Here is a 20,466-nt window from a genome sequence, read left to right on the forward strand (position 1 = left end):
GGGCAGGTCTGCTTTCTCGGAGCATGCAGCGGTGGCGCGGCGTGCAACGTGAGTAGCGATTGTACGACTGGTAGGTGCGCCCCGCTCACCGGGGTTACGACGATGGTGACGGTGCTTCCGTGCAATCTCGATTTTAATGCGCTGGTTCCCACGGCGGTGACCCTCAATTTCAAAGGTAAAGACGAGGAGCAGCACACGATCAGTGGCTCGAAGAACATGTCCTGCTGGGAAAGCTTCACTCTCGACACCAGCTCGAGCTGCGCGGCAGGTTACGGGCGCGTGTGCCTTACTAACCACAACACGACTTTCGAGAGCGTCAATATCAGTTCTGGAAAGGGTGGGCCGGTCATCGCGGTGGCTGAGTCATTTTTCACCGATAGCGTCGGGCAGACGGCAACTGCGGCGGTGAACGTACACATGGAGGGCCAGTGCATCGGCGGTTGTACCGGGGGCGACAATGCTGGAGCCCCCTGCCTGACAAACGCCCCGTGCACGGGAACCGGTGGGACGTGCAGCGGTGTCAGCAGTATCAGCAGCTCGTGCAACAGCAACGCCGATTGTGGCGGCGGGCTGTGCTCGGGCCCGCGCTTCTGTACTGGTGGAACCAGTCCGGGAAAATCCTGCACGGCTAACATCGATTGCAGCGGCGCCGGCGGGACTTGTCCGCTACCTACCGCACAGATTCGCCTGCCTGGCGCATGATGAGGTGCTGATATGTTGATGCGCGAGGGTGCGGTGCGTAGACGCTTATTGGTCGAAAGGAGACGGGCGATGGAGAACCGGGTACGGTCGATTGCTCTCATCGGTGGAGTCGCGGTGGTTGCCGTCGTCCTGTTAATGGCCCAGCGCGGTCAGGCGCAGATGGTTGCGTCGGACCTTGCCGCTGGTTACGTCGTGTTTCCGAAAGTCGTCGTGGACTCCACGGACCTGTTCTTGCAGGGGCGCAAAGTAGATACACTGATCCAGCTGACAAATACGGCCGAAGCTGCCGGCACTGACACGGGTTGCCGGGTTGTGGAGTGCGCCTACGTCGATGCGACGAAGCACTGCACGAATGACGTTACGAGGCCGTGCCGGACGAGCCACGATTGCGCCACGGGAGGCATCTGTGGAACTACCGCCGATTGCCAAGAGCGCAACTTCTGGGTCACGCTGAGTGCCGGACAGGCCATCGGATGGAGTGCCAATTCGGGGGTGGTCCTTCCGGTCGAAGGGAACTGCGGGGGATCGTCACAGACGATTCCAGAGGTCCCCGAGCAGTTTTTCGTCGGGGAATTGAAGTGCGTTGAGGTGATGAGCGAGACCGGCCCGCCGAGAAACGCTAACGACTTGAAGGGTGAGGCGACAATCTACGAAGTGGCGGTTGGAGTGCCACCAACGGGTGGCGTCGATGTACGCTCGTACAACGGAATTGGCGTGCAGGCGACGAAGTCAGACCTTAGTGCTCAGAGCTTGAGGTGTGTGGGTGGAACAGCGCAGGGAAGTACGTGTACGCTGGACTCGCAATGCACTGGAGGCGGTACCTGTCTATCGGTTCTCTGCCTCGGGGCAAATTTGGCGCCGGGCGCGGTGTGCGGGACGGCGACATACGCTGGATGCCCGAGTCAACTGATTTTGAATCACTGGTTTGATGGGGCCTTCAACATGCCGAATGCGACGGATCCTATCACGACCGATCTGACGCTGGTTCCGTGTACTGAGGACCTGAGGTTGGTGGGGGCTGCGGTAACACCGGCTACGACGGTTCAGTTCCTCATTTACAACGAGTTCGAGCAGCGGTTCTCCTCGAGCACCTCCCTTCGCTGCTTCAAGGAGACACAGCTGTCGCAGCTCGACACGTTGCCGGGCAATGAGAATGCATCGATTTTTAGCTACGCCGTTCAGGGCACCCTCGTCGGGCAGACGACAATACGCCCGGTGAACGGTACCGAGCTCGATAAGGGCCATGGCTTGCTCGGCATCGCTGAGGAGTTCGTGCATGGGACGGCCGCTTTTCCGAGAGGCTCCGATGCGTTTGATCTCCACTACTCCGGTAGGACCTCAGGGAAGGCCGATGTGGTTACGCTTCACGTAAGCGTGCCGTAGGCTGTTTGCCTTAGGCTTGCCTGGCATGTGAGGGGCCGGTCGCGTTTGCGACCGGCCCTTTTTTTTAACCCGCGTGGGCTGCGTTTTGGGGGTGTGGAAATCTTGGGGTTTATTGCTCCGGTAGGGACGCGCGCGATGGTAAGGAAGAAGATTCTTGTGGTTGAGGACAATCTCGCCAATCGCAGGATCTTGGTTTATCGCTTGCGGCGGATTGGAGAGCGGAGATGTTCGAATGCGCGCAAGGCGGCCATTCCGGCGCTACGCCAACGGAGATGCTCCGATCAGTCTCGTTGGCGAACAAGTAGGTGTCGTCAATTCGGCAACAGCCTTTCCCCGGCGAGCAAACGGAGCGTGAGGTGGCTCACTCGGCAATCAAGCTTGTGGCTGGGGCGCTTCGCTGTGGGCGTTGTTTCTAGCAAGGCCTGCGATGTGGTGGCCGTGTCGCTCGGCAAACTCGACCAGTGTTGCCCTGGCGAGTTTGCTCGGACGAAAGCGCCCGTTTTCCCAGCGGTTCACTGTGCCGACTGTAATGCCCAATTCATGAGCGAACTCCTCTTGCGTCATTTTAAGTTCCCGGCGTAGAGTCCGAACGTATTCTGCAGCTTCTTCCAACATGAGAGAGTTCCTCCGGTATTCTTGCAGCCCTGGCTGCACGTTTTGCCATAATGAGAGAGCAAGTCAGGTGCCACGGTAGATTGATAATCAGGTGGTGGTTGAAATCGAGTGACCGTCTGTCACGGCTATGGCGCCAATTCGAGAAGCGGTGCTTTTGGTGACGAGCAGAGCGGCAGGCACCGGCTGCGAGCGGCTTGGCTGATTAGCTACCGAAGAACCGGTGTCTATCGTTTGGAACTGTGGCGCGGTATTTTTCCTCGAGTAAGGCGGAGGGAAGGTATGTGCGGTCGAGTGCCAGCCGGAGCCTCCATACTTCGTCGCATGCACGGACGAGGGCAGTGAGCTGCTCTGGAAAGAGACCCTGAAAGCCATCCGATTTGGCGATCAGGGGGTTGGGATGTGCCTCGACGAGGACAACCGAAGCGCCGGCCATAATGCCCGCCAAGGTCATGGGATGAACGAGGTCGCGAATCCCGGTTCCGTGGGAGGCATCGACGGCAACCGGGAGTCCTGAGAGTTGGTAGTGGAAGGCGGCGACGCTGGCCAGGTCGAGTGTGTTTCGCGTGTAGCGGTTGCAGGTCGTCATGCCACGTTCGCACAGAATGACGTTTTCCTTCCCGCTAGACATGATGCGTTCAACCCAGAGGAGGTAGGCTTCCGTGTCGACGGAATTGCCGCGCTTGTGTATGACCGGGAGCGGGGTGCTGCGCAGGCGGTTGAGCAGGGCCTGGTTTCTCGAATTGGGCTCCCCAACCTGCAGGCAGTCGATACCCGCATCCTCGTACATGGGTACGTCAGCGGGATCGAGGATCTCCACTACCGTGGGAAGCCCACATTCCTTGCCAGCCTTGACCACCAAGTCTAGTCCCTCGCGGAGCGATTCGTGTCCGGTGGCCCCAAGTCCTTCCCACCCGCTGTAGGGGCTGGATCGGTACTTGAGCACTCCGCCGCGCAGGGCTTTGCAGCCGGCGGCCTTGACCATGAGAGCCGCCCCTATGATCTGGGCTTCGCTCTCGACTGAACACGGCCCGCCGACTACTACGAGGTCCGGTCCTCCGCATATCACCTGCCCGATCGCTACCCGTTGGTGGACCAAGTGTCCGGGAGAGCCTTTCTGGGCCGCCCGTTTGTAGGCTCGGGAGATCGGAATCAATGCTTCGACCCCGGCCATCTCTTCGATTTCGCCACTCGGGAGTCGGCTGATGTCCCCGTACACGCCGATCAGGGTGATCTCTTCGCCCGTGAGGATGCCGGTCTTGAAGCCGAGATCGGCCAAGCGATCCAGAATGGCGCGCACCTCATCGGTGCTGCTGCCAAGTCGCATTTTGACTAGCATCTTGCCTTACCCGAGAGACGCCGAGTGCGGAGCGCTCGCATGTAGTTCCTAGGCCGTCGGTGGCGCTCCGCTGGCAATCCGCTGCGGTAGACCAGCGGCTTCGTTGCCTTGCGGTCGAATTTCCTTGGTCTGCAAGTTGACCCGCCAAAGCGCGACTTTTCGCTCGGAGCGCTCGGTCCACAGAAGCGTCACCTCGTATTCCGGCCCCTCGCGCTGAGTTGCGTCCCAGCTGAATTCGCCAACGTAGACGTCTTGCGCCTTCGCTTTTTGCGGGTACGCGCGGATCATGTCGTACAGGGTTTCGTTTCCCAGCGGCTTATAGTTTCTGACCAGATCGATGGCATCGTTCTTCTTGTCCGCCCACCGCTCGCCCATGAGGAGCGGCGCGCCCACGTAACAGGCGAAGGCAATTGACAACACCGCTAGGCTTCCCCACCCCAAGATGGTTCCCAGCGTGCTCTCGTGCTTTCCGTCTGCGTTTTGCGTCATGCTGTCCCTCCTACGACTTCGCTGCCGCGTGCTACCGAAGGTGTGTGGAGCAGCAGCCCGGATCAACCTACCCGCTTCATCCCGTTAGACTCAGCGCAGTTTTGCCGCAATTAGCTGACCCCAAGTGCGAACGCAAGCGTAGAAGACGGTAGCAGCCGCCGTCCAAAAACGCACCAGCGTCAAATAGTTTTCGTCGCCGGAACAACCCCAAAACGATAACGAAAACAGCCGAGACGACCCCTCTCTGGCACGCAGTTTGCGTTGTCACATGATTCGTTCGGAGAGTTAGCTGCTTACGCTCGAGATTGGAGGTCTGTGGTGATAGAAGGACGCAAGTCGGTTGTCATTCTCTTGGTAGAAGATGATGACGGTCACGCCCGTTTGCTTGAGAAAAACCTGCGCCGGGCCGGTGTGGTGAACCGTCTGCTGCGCGTGACCGACGGTCAGGAGGCAGTCGATTACTTCTCCCGGGCCAGCTCATCTCAAAACAACACTGACTACCCGCTTCCAAGCATTGTTTTGCTCGATGTGCGTATGCCGCGTCTTGACGGCTTCGAGGTGCTTGCTCACCTGAAAGGCGATCCGCAGTTGTTGAACATCCCCGTGATCATGCTGACGTCCACGGACAACCAGGTTGAGATCAACAGGGCCTATCAGATGGGCGCAAACGGCTACGTCGTCAAGCCGGTGGGTGTCGAATGCTTTATCGATCGCGTAGCCAAGCTGGGCATGTTCATCGAGGTCATCGAGTTCCCGGAGAATCATGGAAAGCAAAGCAGCGCAGCAGTCAATGGGTGACATTCTCCTCGTCGAGGATGATCCCGGTCAGGCCCGTCTCGTCGAGAAGACGCTTACACGGGCTGGCTTCCAGGTGAGCCACGTAGCAGATGGGAGCGCGTGTCTCGAACGGGTGCGGCGGCAGCCGCCGGAGTTCCTGCTGCTGGACCGCGGTTTGCCTGACGGAGACGGACTCGACGTGTTGCGGACACTCCATGCGGAGTTTCCGCAGGTGTGCGTCATCATGCTGACCGGGGTTGATGACGCTACGGTTGCTGTCGACGCGATGCACCTCGGTGCGTGGGATTACATCGTGAAACGGCCGGACCTTTCCCACCTGAACGATCTGCGGCTGGTGCTCGCTCGCAACCGAGAGCGGCGGCGCCTGTTGCATGAGCACGAGGCCCTCAATCAAGCCGTTCGTACCTCGGAAGAGCGCTTCCGCGAATTGTTCGATAATGCCTCCGACGCGATCTTCGTGTGCGACGACACCGGCGTGTTGCAGCAGGTGAACCAAGCCTTCGTCGATATCGCCGGCATCGACCGCGCGGAGATCGAGGGCAAACATCTCGACGATTGTCTCGCATCGACCACGCCCACCCGCGCGCAGGGCCTGCGGGAACGCAGCCTACGGGCGGAACGGCAGTCGGCCACCGAGGTGCACCTGGCTTCGAAAAGCGGCCGCACGACGGTTCTGGAGGTGGCCACGCGGCCCATGTCTGAGAAGGGCCAGGTGATCGGTTTCCAGGGGATCGGGCGCGACGTGACCGATCAACGCCAGATCGAACAGATGAAGGCGGATTTTTTGGCGATGGTCACTCACGACATGAAGAACCCCATCAGCATCATCGTTGGCTACGCCGAGATCCTGCTGAACGACAGTGCCCTCCACTCGGACTGGCGCGAGATGCTGGTGAGCATCGACTCCAGTGCACGTGGCTTACTACACCTGATCACGAACTTCTTGGACCTCTCAAAGATCGAGGCCGGAGCCCTACGTTTGCACCAAGTCGAGATCAGTATCAATGAAATCTTGCACCACATCGTCCAGTTCGAGCATCCTCTGGCCTGCGCCAAGAATATCGAGGTCGTCGAAAATCTCCAGCCGGTGCCAATCGTGTATGTGGACCGCTCGCAGATGGACCGTGTGTTCATCAATCTCATCGGCAACGCCATCAAGTTCACCCCTCGCGGTGGCCGGGTGCGCGTCGATACCGGCAGTCACAATGGTATGGTCGAAGTGCGCATCAGCGACACCGGGCCGGGGATTCCTCCGGAGCAGGTGCCGCAGTTGTTCCGGAAGTATCAACGCCTCTCGCCGACCAGCGAGGCCGACGGCACGGGGCTCGGCCTCTTCATCGCAAAATCAATGATTGAAGCGCACGGCGGGAGCGTGGCAGTGGAGAGCGCGCCGAATGCGGGTGCGACCTTCATTGTCGAGCTGCCGGCCGCACGCGGCTAATCACGGAGAGGTCGGTACAGGCGGTACTCCAACTGTTGAGAGGGTGGCTCGGCGCCACCCAGCGTAACGACTTCGTCGAAGTGCACGCGCGCCCGCTCGAAGGCATCGGCGTCGACCCAGTGTGAGAACGACCCCACCAACAAGGGCTCTTCGAACCCGCGAAACACAATGCTGGCGAGGTGGCCCGTTTGGTTGGAAAGCGTGCGCCACAACTTCTCTTCCTGCCCGTGCCACTTGTCGCCGTTACTGACTAGGTGGATGAGGATACGGGCGGCCACCGCGCCATCCGGAAGAGCGAGCCCCTTCGTGGAGGTGACGGGTCCTCCAATCTCCACGATCAGTCGGGGTGGTGCGGCGCTCAGCGCTGCACGGGCCCGTCGCATTAACGGCGTCCCTTGCAGGTGCTGGCGGGCGCCGTCGAGGGCCTTCTTGCTTTCCCACTCGGAGTAGACCAGCAGGTGGCGTGGCTCCGTGAGGTCCTGGTATATGCGGTGGGTGACATAACCTTGTTTGCGCCGGAGAATCTGCCAGATTTCGCGGTCGTACTGCGTCCGCGCTGACTCCGCGCCGGCGTTGTGTTCCATCGTCAGCAATTCAGCGATCGGTCTCTTCATGAGGTCCACGATTGCCCTTTTTGCCGTACAACTCAAGCACCTCGCGCCGCCGACGCAGGTGTTGTAATCCGGCGGTTAGGGAGGAGCAGAGATGTGACGCAACGGCGGATACCATCCTGGTGGAAGCGCCGCCCGGTCAGCACGCGCAGGAGTGGAGATGCCCTCGGTGCCGCAGTCGACGGGACGTTTCAGAGCTGACGAGGTGCGGGCGTGCTGCGCGCTGCGCGCCTACCTTTACGCAACAGAGGAATCGAGAGGATCTTCTCCTCCTGCAGGATCTCCCAGATTACGCCACGCGGGCGCGGATGCAGGCTCGGCGCCGCGATCACTTGATCCGGAGTGATGACGAAATCGACGGGGATGTCGTGCCCGCGCATGGGCAGCCGGTCGTCGATAATTTGCGCCGGGTGGATGGTGGTGAGAATCGGCGTGTACTCCCGGATCTTTCCCTCACTGCGCAAAAGCGCGTACTCCAGGTCGCCGTAGCCGCCGCCCCGGCCCAGGCGTGCACCTTGGCGGTTCACGGCTACGGATCCGCAGACGACCAGGTCGACGGGGCACATCTCGTGCGGTGCGATCAAGCGGCCGAACTGCATGGCGCCCGTGATGCTACCCACACGAAAGATCTTCGCGCCCAGTCGGTTCGGGTCCAACTCGACGAAGCAACGCTCGCTGCGCAGTCGCGGCATTGCCAGGTAGACGATCTTGCCCTCGCGCAACGCCGCGCGCCGGATGGGAAGCTGTGGCGCATCCGAGTTGATCTTAATGGCCTTGGCGCGTTTCCACATAGGGAGCTCGCACAGCAATTGTGCGGCGCGATCGGAGCCAACGAAGTTGGGGATGCGCGCATCAACCCCTGGAAAGCGTGCCACGCCGGCGAGCATGAGCCGCGTGCGCACCCTCTGGCGAATGTCCTCTTTCGTCATGGAAGATCGTTACGAGATGCACAAAAACCGGTACTACAAGCCCGCCTGTGAGTCAACGCGATTCTGCATGGAGGACTCGCTTACGCGCCGAGCGATGACGATGAAACCGGTGTGACCAATCATGCGGTGCTCGGGGCGAACGCTGAGGTTCTTGATGTGCCAGAAGCGGACCAGGGTCTCGAATGATTGGATCGCTGCAAAACCGCCGTGATCTCGCAGGCCGTCGACAAACTGTTTGACCTGCATGACGGTTGGTAGGTAGCCCACGATGAGCCCTCCGCTGCGCAGCGCCTCCGCTGCTGCGGGCAGGAGCCGCCAGGGTTCGGCGAGGTCCACGGTCATGCGATCCACCCCGCGTTCCTCGAGGCCGGCGAAAGCATCAGCCACCTTTACGGTCCAATTGGGGGCCGTGCCATAGAACTGCCGCACGTTGTCCTGCGCCATTTCCGCGAAATCAGCGCGCGCCTCGTAGGAGATGACGCGCCCTTGCGGACCGACCGCACGTAGCAATGCCATGCTCAGCGCCCCCGGACCGGCGCCGATCTCGATCACCGTCGCACCTGGATAGATGTCACCCCAGAGCAGGATCGGGCCGATATCCTTCGGATAGATGACTTGCGCGCGGCGTGGCAAGTTGGGAATGAGCTGCGCAAAGCTTGGGCGCAGCACGAGGAACGGCTCTTTTGCCGTACTATAGACGATGCGACCTTCCTCAAGTCCGATCAGATGGTCCGCCTGTATCATCCCCCCGCGGATATGCACGCGAGCGCCGGCGCGCAGCACGCGCAAGTACTCGCGTTCTTTTGAGTCGATGAACAGGACGCTATCGCCGGCTCGTAGCTGGCCGCTTTCCGGTCGCTCCATTGCAGGACCTCTCTGACGTGTTGTGGGACGTACTCAGTGGTTTTCGCTTGCCGTGGAGGTGCTGGTGCGCCGCTGCCGCTTGGTTTCGACTTCGCGGATCAACCGGCAGAAGGCGCACGAGGAACCGAATGCCGGCATCCCGCATCGTTCGCACGAACCCGGCGTTCCATCAACGTGACCCGAAAATGCCGGCCTTCCGACTCGGAGGAATTCCTGCACGAAGCTGAGTTTCGTCCCCGGCATCGCCGCTTCCAGACGGTTCAACGCCTCCTTGTGAATCAACTGCGTTGCCCCAACGCTGTTCGGGCACTCCGCGACGACGTAGTCGATGCCGCGAAAGAATGCGTACACCGCCGATTCATATTCGCTCAGCCGAAACAGCGGCTTGACCTTACGGACAAAGCGCTCGTGCGTCGATTCCAGCACCGGGCGCTGCTTACCGAGATGGCGCACCTGCCAGTGTAGCACGTTGCCCAGCAGCCGGGCGGCCTCGTCGTCGAGGTTGTGCCCGGTTGCAAGCACCGGAAAGCCATGTTCGAAAGCGAGACGGTCGAAGTAGTGGCGCTTGAGGGTGCCGCACGCGGCGCATGCCGGGCGGTGCGTGTTGGCCGTCACCGTTGGGACCGCCAGCCCGTCGTCCTCCAGACGCGCCGTGATCAAGCGCAACCCTCGGTTATCGGCAAAGGCCTCCGTTTTCTGCGTTGAGATGTGCGAATAGGATCCAATCCCAAGCGCCAGGTGCATGCCTGTGGTGCGATAGCCAAGGTCGTTCAGGGCATCCCAGAGGGCGAGACTGTCCTTACCTCCGGAAACGGCCACCAGCACTTCCTCGTCGCGAGTGAACATCTTCTCCTTTTCGACGGCGCGCTGAACCTGCCGTTGGAAACAAAAGATGAAACAGCCGCGGCAGAAGGCGGAGTTGCCGTGCCGGATCTGCACTTCGGCCTTGGACTGGCAGCGTTTACACTTCATTTGGCTGCCCTGCGTTTACCCACCAGAGATGACGTTCCGAATCTCTATCGCGTCGTCCGCCTCGATGAACTCCCTGTCGCACACTAGCTCATTGCCGCGGATGACCATGACGGTTCCAGGCAGAAACCCCAAATCCCGCAAAATGTCCGCGACGCGACGGCGTCCGTCCAGCTCAATCTGCTTGTGCTGGGGCAATAACGTGATTTGCATGTGAAGGGAGCGACAATAAGAAAAGCCAGGTTGAGAGTCAACGCAAGGACTGACGGGGGCAGTCGGATGCGTTCACAGCACCCCCAACAATCCCGTCAGAATCCGATAGGTAAGGCCCCAGATGGTGTGTCCCTGATACAGAAAAGCATTCTGTTCCATTTCCTGACCGCCGAGGCTAAACCGGATGCTCCCTTGGGCCTCGCGGTCTCGCAGGAACGACAGTGGGACCCAGAGCGCACGGTCGACTTCGTCATGATTCAGGACCAATTGCACCGGATCGCTCACCGCGAACACGAAGGGAGTGATGACCAACTCGAGCGGCCGACCCCCGGCGAAGGCTGGCAACTCGTCCAGACGCCCGAGCAGTTGCCCCTGTCCGCGTAAATCGATGCCGACTTCTTCGTGGGTTTCGCGTGCTGCGGTCATGACTAAGTCGTCATCTGACGGATGCTGCCGCCCACCCGGCAGCGCCATATGCCCTGACCACGGGTCACCGGCACGCTGAGAGCGGCGGATGGCGACGAACTCAGCCCCACCGTCGCCTTCGCGCAACACTACAGCCACGGCAGCGCGCGAATAACCGTTGCCCGGCAATACAGAAGGCCGATGCGTCAGCAGGCACTCTTGGATCCAGTCGATCTTCATCGAGATGTCGGTCGCAAGGATCTTGCCGCCGCGTTCAGCCGGGGCTGTCCACGGAATGCCATACGCCAAGTCTGTCTAATCCAAGGCCTGAGGATCGGCACGGGCGATCAGGGTACGGAGGTCTTCACAGTGGAGGAGCTCCTCCCGGCACAACCCTTCGAAAAGCCCTGCCGTTTGCGGGAATGTTTCGGCGAACCGTATTGCCAGCTCCCGCAGACGCTGCGTCGAACGACGGTGAGCCTCGAGGTCCTGGAGGAGACGAGCCCAATGGTTCAACGCGCTGCGCGACGGTGACCCGGATGAGACAGACGGAACGTCGGCTCCTGCAGCCTCGAGTGCCTGACGCAGGCGCTCGAGTTGCTTCGCCTCGCCCGACGCCAGGAGCCTCAACGCGTCGGCGCTGTAACGTTGAGGGGCCAGTTCGGCGTGTCGCACCAGCTGTGCTGTGCACCTGGCGCAATCGATATATGACTGGATCAACGCGGCAATGGCCTCGCTTGCGGTACCGGCATTTCCACCAATGACCAAACGAGACAGCTTTTCCAGGACGCCCATAATACTGGCCAAACCGTAGTGCTCCCACCGATGTCTGTCAAGCGCCAGAGACCGGCGTAACGGCTGGTCATGGAAACCGCCGCGGCTGGATGCTGGCAAGGCTTCGAGACATCCCGTTGCCGGGGTTTCACTGCCGCCGGATTTTCGCTATACAGAAGCATTCAACAGGAGGCGAAATGGCGCGGATTACCGTCGAAGATTGCCTGGAGAAGGTGCCGAACCGATTTCAACTGGTACTGCTGGCAGCCCGGCGGGCGAAACAGTTGCTGAAAGGGGCGCGGCCGTTGGTGGATAGCGACAACAAAGAAGTGGTTGCGGCCCTGCGTGAAATCGCCGAGGGCAAGGTGACGATGAGGTACCCGGACGTGGAGGAGTCCTGAGTTTCCACGTCCTCACTGCGGAAATCCGTGTCAGCTCTGAGGCTCGCGACTCAGTATCCACGGCTGATAACTGCCGCTGAGGGCTGTTCCTCCCATGGCAGGGAAAGATCTGTACCGCGTACTGGGAGTCGAACGTAACGCCAGTGCCGAGGAAATCAAGAAAGCCTACCGCAAGCTTGCTCGTCGCCACCATCCCGACGTCAATCCCGGCAACAAAGAAGCCGAGGAACGTTTCAAAGAGATCGCACAAGCGCACGACATCCTGAGCGATCCCGAAAAACGGAAACTGTACGACGAATTCGGCCTGGACGGGGTTCAGACCGGTTTCGACCCGGCGCGCGCACGCGCACACAGCGAATGGAGCGCACGCCAGCAAGGGCCAGGTGCCGGTCCGTTTGGGGAAGGCGGATTTGGCCGATCTGGAGAGGGCGGCCGTTACGAGAACCTCGAAGATGTCTTCGGTGACCTCTTCGGACAGACCGCTCGGTCAGGACCGCAGCCTGGCCGCGATGCTGAGGCCTCCTTGAATATCGGTTTGCTTGATGCGGTGCGAGGAGTCTCCACACAGATCACCCTCGAACGAGGGGATGCCTGCGCCACCTGCCATGGCTCCGGTCATGACCCGTCATCCGAAACCGCCTGCCCCGAATGCCAAGGGCGCGGTCGTGTCCAGATCGGCCGCGGGCCGATTGCGTTCGGACGAACCTGCCCGCGCTGCCACGGTGCAGGTCGGGTCGGGATGCGGGCATGCTCCGCATGCAACGGACGGGGACAGACCTCGCACCAGGAGCGCCTCACCGTACATATTCCGGCAGGTGTGGACACTGGGTCGCGAGTCCGAGTCGCTGGCAAGGGCACACCCGGTAGCCGCGGTGGCCCGCCAGGGGATTTGTACATCATCGTCGGCGTCCGGCCACATCCGCTGCTCGAACGGCGTGGCTCGGACCTGTATCTCGACGTGCCGGTGACGGTTGGCGAGGCGGCCTTGGGTGGGGCGATCTCCGTGCCGACGCCGGATGGCGAGGTGCGTGTGAAAGTTCCTCCCGGCAGTCAAAGCGGCAAGCTGCTCCGTATCCGCGGCCACGGGGTGCCCGCCCTCAAGGGCGGAGCGCGCGGCGATCTCTACGTTCGCTTGATGGTCCAGGTGCCGGTCGACGGCAGCGAGGCAGTTCGAGAAGCCATTCGGACAGTGGAATCTGCATATGGTAAAGATCTGCGCAGTGGATTGCGCTTGTAAAGCGAAGCTGACGTCGTTGGCGTCGAGGTGACGTGTTGTGAGCCAGCACCGTTACTTGAAGGCCTGCGAGGTTGTGTCGGAGCTCCATGTCAGCATCGACTTCTTGCACGCCTTGGAGGCGGAGGATCTCATCCACCTCAAGCGCACTGCTGAGGGGGATCTGGTGATTTCCGCCGAGGATGTTGAGCGCGTGCGGCTGGTGCTGATGCTCACCGGCGAACTGGATGTGAATTTGCCCGGCGCCGAGGTGATCATCCACATGCGAGAGTCGATGCTGGCCATGCAGCGCCAATTCTCGGAAATTCTGGACGCATTGGTTGCGGAAATGCGGCGTCAGTTGGGGCGTTGAGCCGCCTGCACCAGCCGTGCAACTTGCTGGCACCGAGGAATGAGTTTACATTTTCACTGACGCCGGACCAAATGAGCGACGAACTCGACGAAAAGGATACGCCGGAACCTGCCGAGGATCTCCGGCTGGAGAATGAAGAGGACGCTGAGGAACGGCCGGAGAGGGGCGCGCTTGTCCGCTACGATCCCCTTCAACGCTACCTGTCCGAGATCCGCCGCTACGCCTTGCTGTCCCGCGAAGAAGAGCACCGCATTGCCGTCCAGTATCATGAAAACAAGGACATCGAGGCGGCGTACCGCCTGGTCACCGCAAACCTGCGGCTCGTGGTGATGATCGCGCGTGAGTATCAACACGCGGTTCGCACTTTGCTGGATCTGGTGCAGGAGGGGAACATCGGCTTGATGGAGGCGGTGAAAAAATTCGACCCCTATCGCGGTATCCGCTTCCCATCGTATGCCGTGTGGTGGATCCGCGCCTACATCATCCGGTACGTGATGAACAATTGGCGCATGGTCAAGATCGGCACCACGCAAGCGCAGCGGAAGCTCTTCTTCAATTTGCAGAAAGAAAAGGATCGCCTGGAAGCGGAAGGGTTCGTCGCCGGACCCAAGCTTTTGGCCCAACGCCTCGACGTCAAAGAGTCGGAAGTCGTGGAAATGGAGCAGCGGCTCTCCGCCCGCGATCTCTCGGTGGACACGCCGGTCGAAGCGGGGGAGAGCGCCACGATGCTCGACTTCCTGCCGAGCAAGGATGCCACGGTGGAGGATGAGGTCGCTTCCGCCGAGTCGCGCGAGCTGATTTCGCAGAAGGTCAGAGAATTCGGGGAGACGCTCACCGGCAAGGATCGCGTCATCTTCGAGGGGCGGCTGATGGCGGAGGAGCCCCTGACCTTGCAGGATATTGGCGACCGTTACGGCATCAGCCGTGAACGTGTGCGCCAGATCGAAGAACGGGTGAAGAAGAAGCTCAAGGCGTATCTCTTGGTTGAATGCAAGGACGTAGAGGACGCTGTCAACGATATCATCCGCTAGGCGACGCGCATCGCTGATCGCTGGCGCTGCCCTTGGCGAATCGCGCCACCAGCGGTTGCGGCAGTAGTATCGCAATTGTATAGTCTCGCCCGTCAAGAGGATCAAAAAAGCATGGCGCAAATACACGGTGGCCGGGTGGTGGCGAAAGCACTGAAGGCGGAAGATGTTCCCTACGTGTTTACGCTGTGCGGTGGGCACGTGATGCCGATCTACGACGGTTGTCTCGATGAAGGTATCCGGGTCGTTGACGTCCGCCACGAGCAGACGGCGGCCCATGCCGCCGATGGGTGGGCACGGGTGACGGGGCGACCGGGTGTGGCGGTGGTCACCGCCGGTCCGGGACTGACCGACGCGGTCACCGGTGTCGCCAGCGCGCAGCGCGCCAACATCCCCATGCTGATCTTCGGTGGACAAGGTCCGCGGCCCTTGGCCGACATGGGCTCGCTGCAGGACATGAACCACGTGGAGCTGATGCGGCCGATCACGAAATGGGCGGCCTCGGTGCCCGAAGGACGCCGTCTGGCCGAGTACGTCAGCACGGCCTTCCGTATCGCGACCACCAACGTGCCGGGACCCGTGTATCTGGAAATGCCCATCGACCAGCTGTTCAACGTTTACGACGAAGAACAGGTGGTCTTCCGTAGCCAGTATCGGACCGAAGCCGGCATCGCGGGCGATCCAGTCTACATCGAGCGCGCCTTTGAGTTGCTGCGTAAAGCGCAGCGGCCGATGGCCATCGTCGGCAGCCAGCTGCGCTGGTCAAAACGCCGCGAGGCCTATCCGGTGTTTGCCCAGACGTTCGGGATGCCCATCTACGTCAACGGCTTGGGGCGCGGATCGTTACCGCCCGACAATCCCTACTTCTTCTCCATGACCCGCAAGGAGGCGCTGAACCAAGCCGATGTGGTGATCATTTTTGGGACACCGCTGGATTTCCGCCTGGGGTACGGACGCGAATCCCACTTCAACCCGTCCGCCGCGATCATCCAAGTGGATCTCGACGGCGGTGAGATTGGGCGTAATCGGCCGATCGATGTGGGTATTGTTGGGGACACCGGCATCGTCATGCAGCAACTGACTGATCTGGCGACGTCGGAGGGCTTCAGCGCCGCGATGGTGAAACCGTGGCTCGATGCGATGCGCCAGCGCGAACGGCAGAAATGGGAGCGCATGCGCCCAGAAATGGAATCGGACGCGGTGCCGATCAACCCGCTGCGAGCGTGCAAGGAAATCGCCGACGCCGTGGGACGCGACGCGATCGTCATCGGCGACGGCGGCGATTTCGTGGCGACGGCGGCATCGGTCATGCGCATTTACGAGCAGGGGCACTGGCTCGACCCAGGCCCGCTCGGCACGCTCGGCGTGGGGCCGGGCTATGCCATGGCGGCGAAGCTGGCGAAACCCCAGAGCCCGGTTGTGATCGTGTACGGCGACGGCTCGTTCGGCCTGCACGGCCTCGAATTCGAGGCCATGGTGCGGCAGAAGATCAACGTGGTCGGCGTCGTTGGCAATGATGCGGGCTGGACGCAAATCCGACGCGGGCAAGTGCAGTTGTACGGCGAGGAACGCGCGGTGGCCACCGGACTCAGCTTCACGCGCTACGACCGCGTTGTGGAAGCGCTGGGAGGACATGGTGAATACGTCGAGCGTCCCGAGCAGATCCGTCCTGCCCTCGAGCGTGCGCTCGGTGCCGGCAAACCCGCCCTCGTGAACATCAAACTCGGCAGCAGTGAGTTCCGGAAAAATGCGGTGTCGATCTGATCCGATGGCCTGAGGTGCCGCTCTTGGCCAATGTATGCAAGACAAGACCGCAGCCATCATTGTAATCGGCAACGAGATCCTTTCGGGGAAAGTGGTGGACACCAACGCGGCCTTTCTCTGCCAGGAACTACGAACGCTGGGCGTGGCCCTGGGGCGTATTCTTGTCATTCCGGATGAACTGGACGCGATCGCCGAAGCCGTCCGCGCCTATCAACCGGCCTTCGATGTCGTGTTCACCTCGGGCGGCGTCGGACCGACGCATGATGACGTCACCATAGCCGGCGTCGCGCTCGGACTGAATCGCCGCGTCATTCTGCATCCCTGGCTCAAGGAGAAGATTCGCGAGTTCTTCGGCGACAAGATCAACGACGCCCGCCTCAAACTGGCGGAAGTGCCCGAGGGGGCCGAGCTGATCTTTGGCGGCGATCGGAACTTCCCCAGCCTTCAAGTGGAGAACATCTATGTTCTGCCCGGTATCCCGGAGCTGTTCCGGGAGAAATTTCTGGGCATGCGGTCTCGCTTTGCAGTCGATCCGTACTTCCTGCGCGTGGTATACATGCGCGTGGCCGAGAGCATGATTGCAGGCCACTTGAACGAGACGCTGGAGGCGTTTCCGCACGTGCAAATGGGCTCGTATCCGAAGTTGGGGGATCCGGAATACCTGGTGCGTGTGACCGTGGAGTCGAAGGACAGGGACTACGTTGACCGTGCGTTCGACCACCTGGTGGCGCAACTTCCGGCGGATCTGATTGTCCGCACGGAATGAGATGGAGGATGAAGGAGGGGAAATCATGTGGCGGAAAATAGTGTTGATCGGGCTCACCGTGTGCTTCCTGTCGCGTGGGGTCCTGGCGGAGACCAAGGATAACGGCGGCAACTACTGGGGGGACGCCGGATGGGGCGTGCTGGCCGTGGCGGTCAACGCCGTCTACATGCCGGTGAAAGTCGTGTACGCCGGGCTGGGCATGCTGACCGGAAGCTTGGCGTATGTGATGACCGTTGGGGATAGCGACACCGCACAAAAAGTGTGGAGTCCGTCTCTCGGCGGCAATTACGTGGTGACGCCGGCCATGTTGCATGGAGAGGAGCCGCTCTTGTTCAATGGGCGCAGCTACTCCAACGACTGAGCGCGCTCGCCGCGCTGGTGGAGGATGCGATGAATAAGAAGATTCTAGCGGCCGTTGCAGTGGTGCTCCTCGGCGTGGTGACCTTTGTCGTCTACATGGCCATCGGTGTGCGCCGCGAGGCGGCGAAGTGGGCGGGGCCGATGAAAGAAATCGTCGAGGAGAAAGTTGAGCACGAGGACGCGGTGACCCACACTCATTACGTGTCGCTCATCAATGCGCCTGTCGCCGCGGTGCAGCAGGCGATCTGGGACGTGGAAAACAGCCAGAACACCGTCGAGAACATCAAGCTCTCGAAGCTCCTGGACAGCAAGGACAACACCAAGTTGGTGGAAATCAACCTGCTGTCACTCAACCTGCCGCTGCAGAACTTTACCATGCGATGGACCCTGTTTGCCGACGAACATCGGATTACCTTCAAGACGGTAAAATCCCAGGCGCAGGACATCGAGGGAGAGTACAAGTTGGAGGCGTCGCCGGATGGTGCCAGGACACGGCTCGTCTACACCTCCGTTTCGACGGACAAGATCGCGGTGCCGTTTCCTCAATCCGTGCTTGAGAGCGCCAACCGCGAGACCTACGTGAACACCATCCGCGGCATCGAGAAATCGATCAAAGCCGGCGCCAAGGCAGGTTGAACCGCTTGCCGCCGCGTGCGCCTCAGCCGCGGGTGCATAGCGCCGAGTTCCTCGCCGGCGCCGCTGATGGCGGGCGCCTGCCGCAGTTGCGCTATCCCGAGATCGCCTTTGCCGGGCGGTCGAACGTCGGCAAATCGTCGTTGCTCAATCGGCTCGTCGGGAGCCACAGCCTGGCCCGGGTGAGCAAGACCCCTGGCCGCACCCAGCAGATCAACTTTTTCCTCATCGACGAGCGGCTGGTCTTCGTCGATCTGCCCGGGTACGGCTTCGCGCGGGTTCCGTTGAGCGTCAAAGAGCAGTGGAAGCAACTCGTAGAGAGCTACCTGAGCCAGCGCGCCAACCTGTGCGCGGTCGTCATCATCCTGGACCTGCGCCGTGGGATCGAGGCCGACGATCGGCGGCTGATTGAATACCTCCACGCGCATGAGATCCCTGCGATCCTGGTGGCGACCAAGGCCGACAAGCTCGCGTACGGCGAGCGCCTGCGCCGAGCTCACGGGCTCGAAGCGGAGCGCTTGCCAGGCGTGGTGGCCATGGTCCTCTGCTCCGCGCGCACCGGCGACGGCATGCCGCAAGTGTGGCAAGCGATCGAGCCGTTGGTGCATCGGTTTCAACCGCGGAATCTGTAGCGTTTGCTGGATCGAACACTCGCGTGCGTGCGGCGACGACAACACCTGAGTTGTTCTGCCACGGAGGCTCGTGCTAGAGACACGACATGACCACGTTCTGGATTGGCACCTCGGGTTACAACTATAAGGGATGGAAGGGGCCATTTTATCCCGCCGAGATCGCCGAGCCGGAGATGCTCAGATACTACGCGCAGCGGTTTTCCACGGTCGAACTGAACTACACGTTCTATCGCATGGCGAACGTGCGCACGCTGCAAGGATGGGCCAAAGAGACGCCGGAGGTGTTTCACTTCACGCTCAAGGCCCCACGCCGAATCACCCATGACCTGCAGTTACGGGATGCCGCCGACCCGCTCACCTACTTTTGCGAGACCGCCCAGGCTTTGAAGCAACGCCTGGGAGCGTTTCTCTTCCAGTTGCCGCCGTTCCTGAAACGGGACCTGTCGCGGCTGGAGGACTTTCTCCACCAGATGCCACCGGGATTCCGTCCGGCCTTCGAGTTTCGTCATCCCAGCTGGTTTGCCGATGATGTTTACGAGTGCCTGCGCCGCTTCGACGCGGCGCTGTGCATCGCGGAGCACGAGGATCGCAGCGCCCCATTCGAGCCGACGGCCAACTTCGGCTACTTCCGATTGCGCCGGCCAGACTATTCCGACGCCGACCTGGCGGCATGGGCGCAGCGGCTCGAGGATGCCGCGGCGCGGTGGACCGACGTCTTCGTCTATTTCAAGCATGAGGAAGCGGGGAAGGGTCCCCTGTATGCGGCCAAGCTGTCTGAGTTGCTGCACAGGTCAGCTGTGCCCGTTGCGGCGGAGAACCAGCCGTAACTGCCCGTTAAAAGAATCTGAGCACCGTTCGGCAGGCTGCCCATGAGCCTGAAGCTGCCCTGGCGAATGAATTCGCGGCAACGAAAGGCACCAAGTCGCCCTGCGGCGACTCCCGTCCCATCCCCGTCCGCATGCGGGGCGGGGGAGCCCACGCAGGTGGGCTTGGTGCTCTTGTTGCCCGCGGTTTCAACCGCTGGGTGGGGAGATGCGGCGGTTCATTGGGAGCCTGTCGAAGCACGGGGCTGGGTTTTTCCACGGGTCGCTCATAGGGCATCCGAAGTCAGCGACGTTGGCTGTGGAGCAGCCATGGCGCGTGTGGTCCGCGTAGGCGGACTCTGCTGTCTCCTGCTGGGCTTCCTGCTGCAGGCGTGTACGCCGCCGGTCAGACAATACGGGCTCACGCAGCAGAAGCTGACGTGCGACCAAGCCAACTCGTACTCGTACCGCACGCTGCAGGGGATGGGCTTTGCCATCACTGCGCTCGAGCCTGCCCAGGTCGGCCGGCCCGGTAAAATACAGGGGTGGCGGGATGAACGTGGCGACACGCAGAGTGTGACCGTGGCCATCACCTGCGACGCCGGCACCACCGACATTGATGCGAGCGAAGACAATCGCTTTCTCGGGCAGGTGGATTTCAAACGCGCCTTTTTTCTCGCCTTTACCGGCATGGCCGTGCAAAGTGTCGTGATCGAAACGGCCGCACGTGAAGAGGCGCAGCGCCCGCTGGAGCGGAAAACACAGAAGGGCCTGCGGGTGCTCATGGAGCCCGTCGCCGGCCTGGGCGCGAAGGTCGACTTCGATATCGATCTGGCCGCGGGCAAAATCCTGCCCGTGCGCGTCACCATCAACAACGCCACAGCGCGGACGTACGCCCTGGATCCCGCGGATATCGTGCTGATCCGGCAAGACGGCACGCGTGTCCAGACGCTGCCTGTCGATG

24 protein-coding genes are annotated in these 20,466 nt (G+C 61.3%); 15 read left to right on the top strand and 9 right to left on the bottom strand.

What is annotated here, in order from left to right; all coding sequences use genetic code 11:
• A partial coding sequence (locus tag VF515_12925; protein HEX7408540.1) for a hypothetical protein occupies nucleotides 1-702 on the top strand: 702 nt, incomplete at its 5' end.
• A gap of 69 nt (nucleotides 703-771) precedes the next feature.
• Nucleotides 772-2,085, top strand: a complete 1,314-nt coding sequence (locus VF515_12930; GenBank protein ID HEX7408541.1) for a hypothetical protein — start codon at nucleotides 772-774, stop codon at nucleotides 2,083-2,085.
• Between the two features lie 372 nt (nucleotides 2,086-2,457).
• On the opposite strand, the gene VF515_12935 is transcribed toward VF515_12930, so the two are convergent.
• From VF515_12935 to VF515_12945, 3 genes are all read right to left on the bottom strand, one after another.
• Nucleotides 2,458-2,700 (bottom strand): helix-turn-helix transcriptional regulator, encoded by a 243-nt coding sequence (locus tag VF515_12935; GenBank protein ID HEX7408542.1) that lies wholly within the window; start codon nucleotides 2,698-2,700, stop codon nucleotides 2,458-2,460.
• Between the two features lie 202 nt (nucleotides 2,701-2,902).
• Entirely contained in the window at nucleotides 2,903-4,024 is a 1,122-nt protein-coding gene (locus VF515_12940) for a 3-deoxy-7-phosphoheptulonate synthase (protein ID HEX7408543.1), read from the bottom strand.
• A gap of 60 nt (nucleotides 4,025-4,084) precedes the next feature.
• Nucleotides 4,085-4,525 (bottom strand): hypothetical protein, encoded by a 441-nt coding sequence (locus VF515_12945; GenBank protein ID HEX7408544.1) that lies wholly within the window; start codon nucleotides 4,523-4,525, stop codon nucleotides 4,085-4,087.
• Between the two features lie 318 nt (nucleotides 4,526-4,843).
• On the opposite strand from VF515_12945, the gene VF515_12950 reads away from it, so the two are divergent.
• Both VF515_12950 and VF515_12955 read left to right on the top strand, forming a co-directional pair.
• Nucleotides 4,844-5,323, top strand: coding sequence for a response regulator (locus tag VF515_12950; protein ID HEX7408545.1), 480 nt, complete (start codon nucleotides 4,844-4,846; stop codon nucleotides 5,321-5,323).
• Complete coding sequence (locus tag VF515_12955) at nucleotides 5,316-6,764, top strand: ATP-binding protein (GenBank protein ID HEX7408546.1); 1,449 nt, start codon at nucleotides 5,316-5,318, stop codon at nucleotides 6,762-6,764. The genes VF515_12950 and VF515_12955 overlap by 8 nt, the downstream gene beginning before the upstream one ends.
• On the opposite strand, the gene VF515_12960 is transcribed toward VF515_12955, so the two are convergent.
• The 6 genes from VF515_12960 to VF515_12985 form a co-directional block, all read right to left on the bottom strand.
• Entirely contained in the window at nucleotides 6,761-7,378 is a 618-nt protein-coding gene (locus VF515_12960; protein HEX7408547.1) for an antibiotic biosynthesis monooxygenase, read from the bottom strand. The genes VF515_12955 and VF515_12960 overlap by 4 nt on opposite strands.
• 188 nt (nucleotides 7,379-7,566) lie before the next feature.
• A complete protein-coding gene (locus VF515_12965; GenBank protein HEX7408548.1) occupies nucleotides 7,567-8,304 on the bottom strand; it encodes a 5-formyltetrahydrofolate cyclo-ligase in 738 nt (245 codons plus the stop codon).
• Between the two features lie 33 nt (nucleotides 8,305-8,337).
• A complete protein-coding gene (locus tag VF515_12970; GenBank protein ID HEX7408549.1) occupies nucleotides 8,338-9,168 on the bottom strand; it encodes a tRNA (adenine-N1)-methyltransferase in 831 nt (276 codons plus the stop codon).
• A 33-nt stretch (nucleotides 9,169-9,201) separates the two neighbouring features.
• A complete protein-coding gene (locus tag VF515_12975; GenBank protein HEX7408550.1) occupies nucleotides 9,202-10,140 on the bottom strand; it encodes an ATP-binding protein in 939 nt (312 codons plus the stop codon).
• Between the two features lie 15 nt (nucleotides 10,141-10,155).
• Nucleotides 10,156-10,350, bottom strand: a complete 195-nt coding sequence (locus VF515_12980; GenBank protein HEX7408551.1) for a MoaD/ThiS family protein — start codon at nucleotides 10,348-10,350, stop codon at nucleotides 10,156-10,158.
• Nucleotides 10,351-10,422: 72 nt separating this feature from the next.
• The gene (locus tag VF515_12985) at nucleotides 10,423-11,064 is read right to left on the bottom strand and encodes a CoA pyrophosphatase (GenBank protein HEX7408552.1); all 642 of its coding nucleotides are present in this window, start codon (nucleotides 11,062-11,064) and stop codon (nucleotides 10,423-10,425) included.
• 662 nt (nucleotides 11,065-11,726) lie between these two features.
• On the opposite strand from VF515_12985, the gene rpoZ reads away from it, so the two are divergent.
• The 11 genes from rpoZ to VF515_13040 all read left to right on the top strand — a co-directional run.
• The gene (gene rpoZ / locus VF515_12990; GenBank protein ID HEX7408553.1) at nucleotides 11,727-11,930 is read left to right on the top strand and encodes a DNA-directed RNA polymerase subunit omega; all 204 of its coding nucleotides are present in this window, start codon (nucleotides 11,727-11,729) and stop codon (nucleotides 11,928-11,930) included.
• Between the two features lie 94 nt (nucleotides 11,931-12,024).
• Nucleotides 12,025-13,167, top strand: coding sequence for a molecular chaperone DnaJ (dnaJ, locus tag VF515_12995; protein ID HEX7408554.1), 1,143 nt, complete (start codon nucleotides 12,025-12,027; stop codon nucleotides 13,165-13,167).
• Between the two features lie 37 nt (nucleotides 13,168-13,204).
• Nucleotides 13,205-13,516 carry a chaperone modulator CbpM gene (locus VF515_13000; GenBank protein ID HEX7408555.1) on the top strand — a complete coding sequence of 104 codons (312 nt, stop codon included), beginning with the start codon at nucleotides 13,205-13,207 and terminating at the stop codon, nucleotides 13,514-13,516.
• 71 nt (nucleotides 13,517-13,587) lie between these two features.
• A complete protein-coding gene (locus VF515_13005) occupies nucleotides 13,588-14,547 on the top strand; it encodes an RNA polymerase factor sigma-32 (GenBank protein HEX7408556.1) in 960 nt (319 codons plus the stop codon).
• Between the two features lie 111 nt (nucleotides 14,548-14,658).
• Complete coding sequence (locus VF515_13010; GenBank protein ID HEX7408557.1) at nucleotides 14,659-16,308, top strand: thiamine pyrophosphate-binding protein; 1,650 nt, start codon at nucleotides 14,659-14,661, stop codon at nucleotides 16,306-16,308.
• Nucleotides 16,309-16,342: 34 nt separating this feature from the next.
• Nucleotides 16,343-17,074 (top strand): competence/damage-inducible protein A, encoded by a 732-nt coding sequence (locus VF515_13015; GenBank protein ID HEX7408558.1) that lies wholly within the window; start codon nucleotides 16,343-16,345, stop codon nucleotides 17,072-17,074.
• A gap of 25 nt (nucleotides 17,075-17,099) precedes the next feature.
• Nucleotides 17,100-17,435 (top strand): hypothetical protein, encoded by a 336-nt coding sequence (locus VF515_13020; protein ID HEX7408559.1) that lies wholly within the window; start codon nucleotides 17,100-17,102, stop codon nucleotides 17,433-17,435.
• Between the two features lie 29 nt (nucleotides 17,436-17,464).
• Complete coding sequence (locus VF515_13025) at nucleotides 17,465-18,070, top strand: hypothetical protein (protein ID HEX7408560.1); 606 nt, start codon at nucleotides 17,465-17,467, stop codon at nucleotides 18,068-18,070.
• A 5-nt stretch (nucleotides 18,071-18,075) separates the two neighbouring features.
• Nucleotides 18,076-18,699, top strand: coding sequence for a ribosome biogenesis GTP-binding protein YihA/YsxC (gene yihA, locus VF515_13030; protein ID HEX7408561.1), 624 nt, complete (start codon nucleotides 18,076-18,078; stop codon nucleotides 18,697-18,699).
• Nucleotides 18,700-18,785: 86 nt separating this feature from the next.
• Nucleotides 18,786-19,526 carry a DUF72 domain-containing protein gene (locus tag VF515_13035; GenBank protein ID HEX7408562.1) on the top strand — a complete coding sequence of 247 codons (741 nt, stop codon included), beginning with the start codon at nucleotides 18,786-18,788 and terminating at the stop codon, nucleotides 19,524-19,526.
• A 306-nt stretch (nucleotides 19,527-19,832) separates the two neighbouring features.
• Nucleotides 19,833-20,466: hypothetical protein (locus tag VF515_13040; protein ID HEX7408563.1), on the top strand; the 634-nt coding region annotated here is incomplete at its 3' end.

The sequence above is a fragment of the Candidatus Binatia bacterium genome, assembly GCA_036382395.1.
Taxonomy (GTDB): domain Bacteria; phylum Desulfobacterota; class Binatia; order HRBIN30; family HRBIN30; genus JAGDMS01.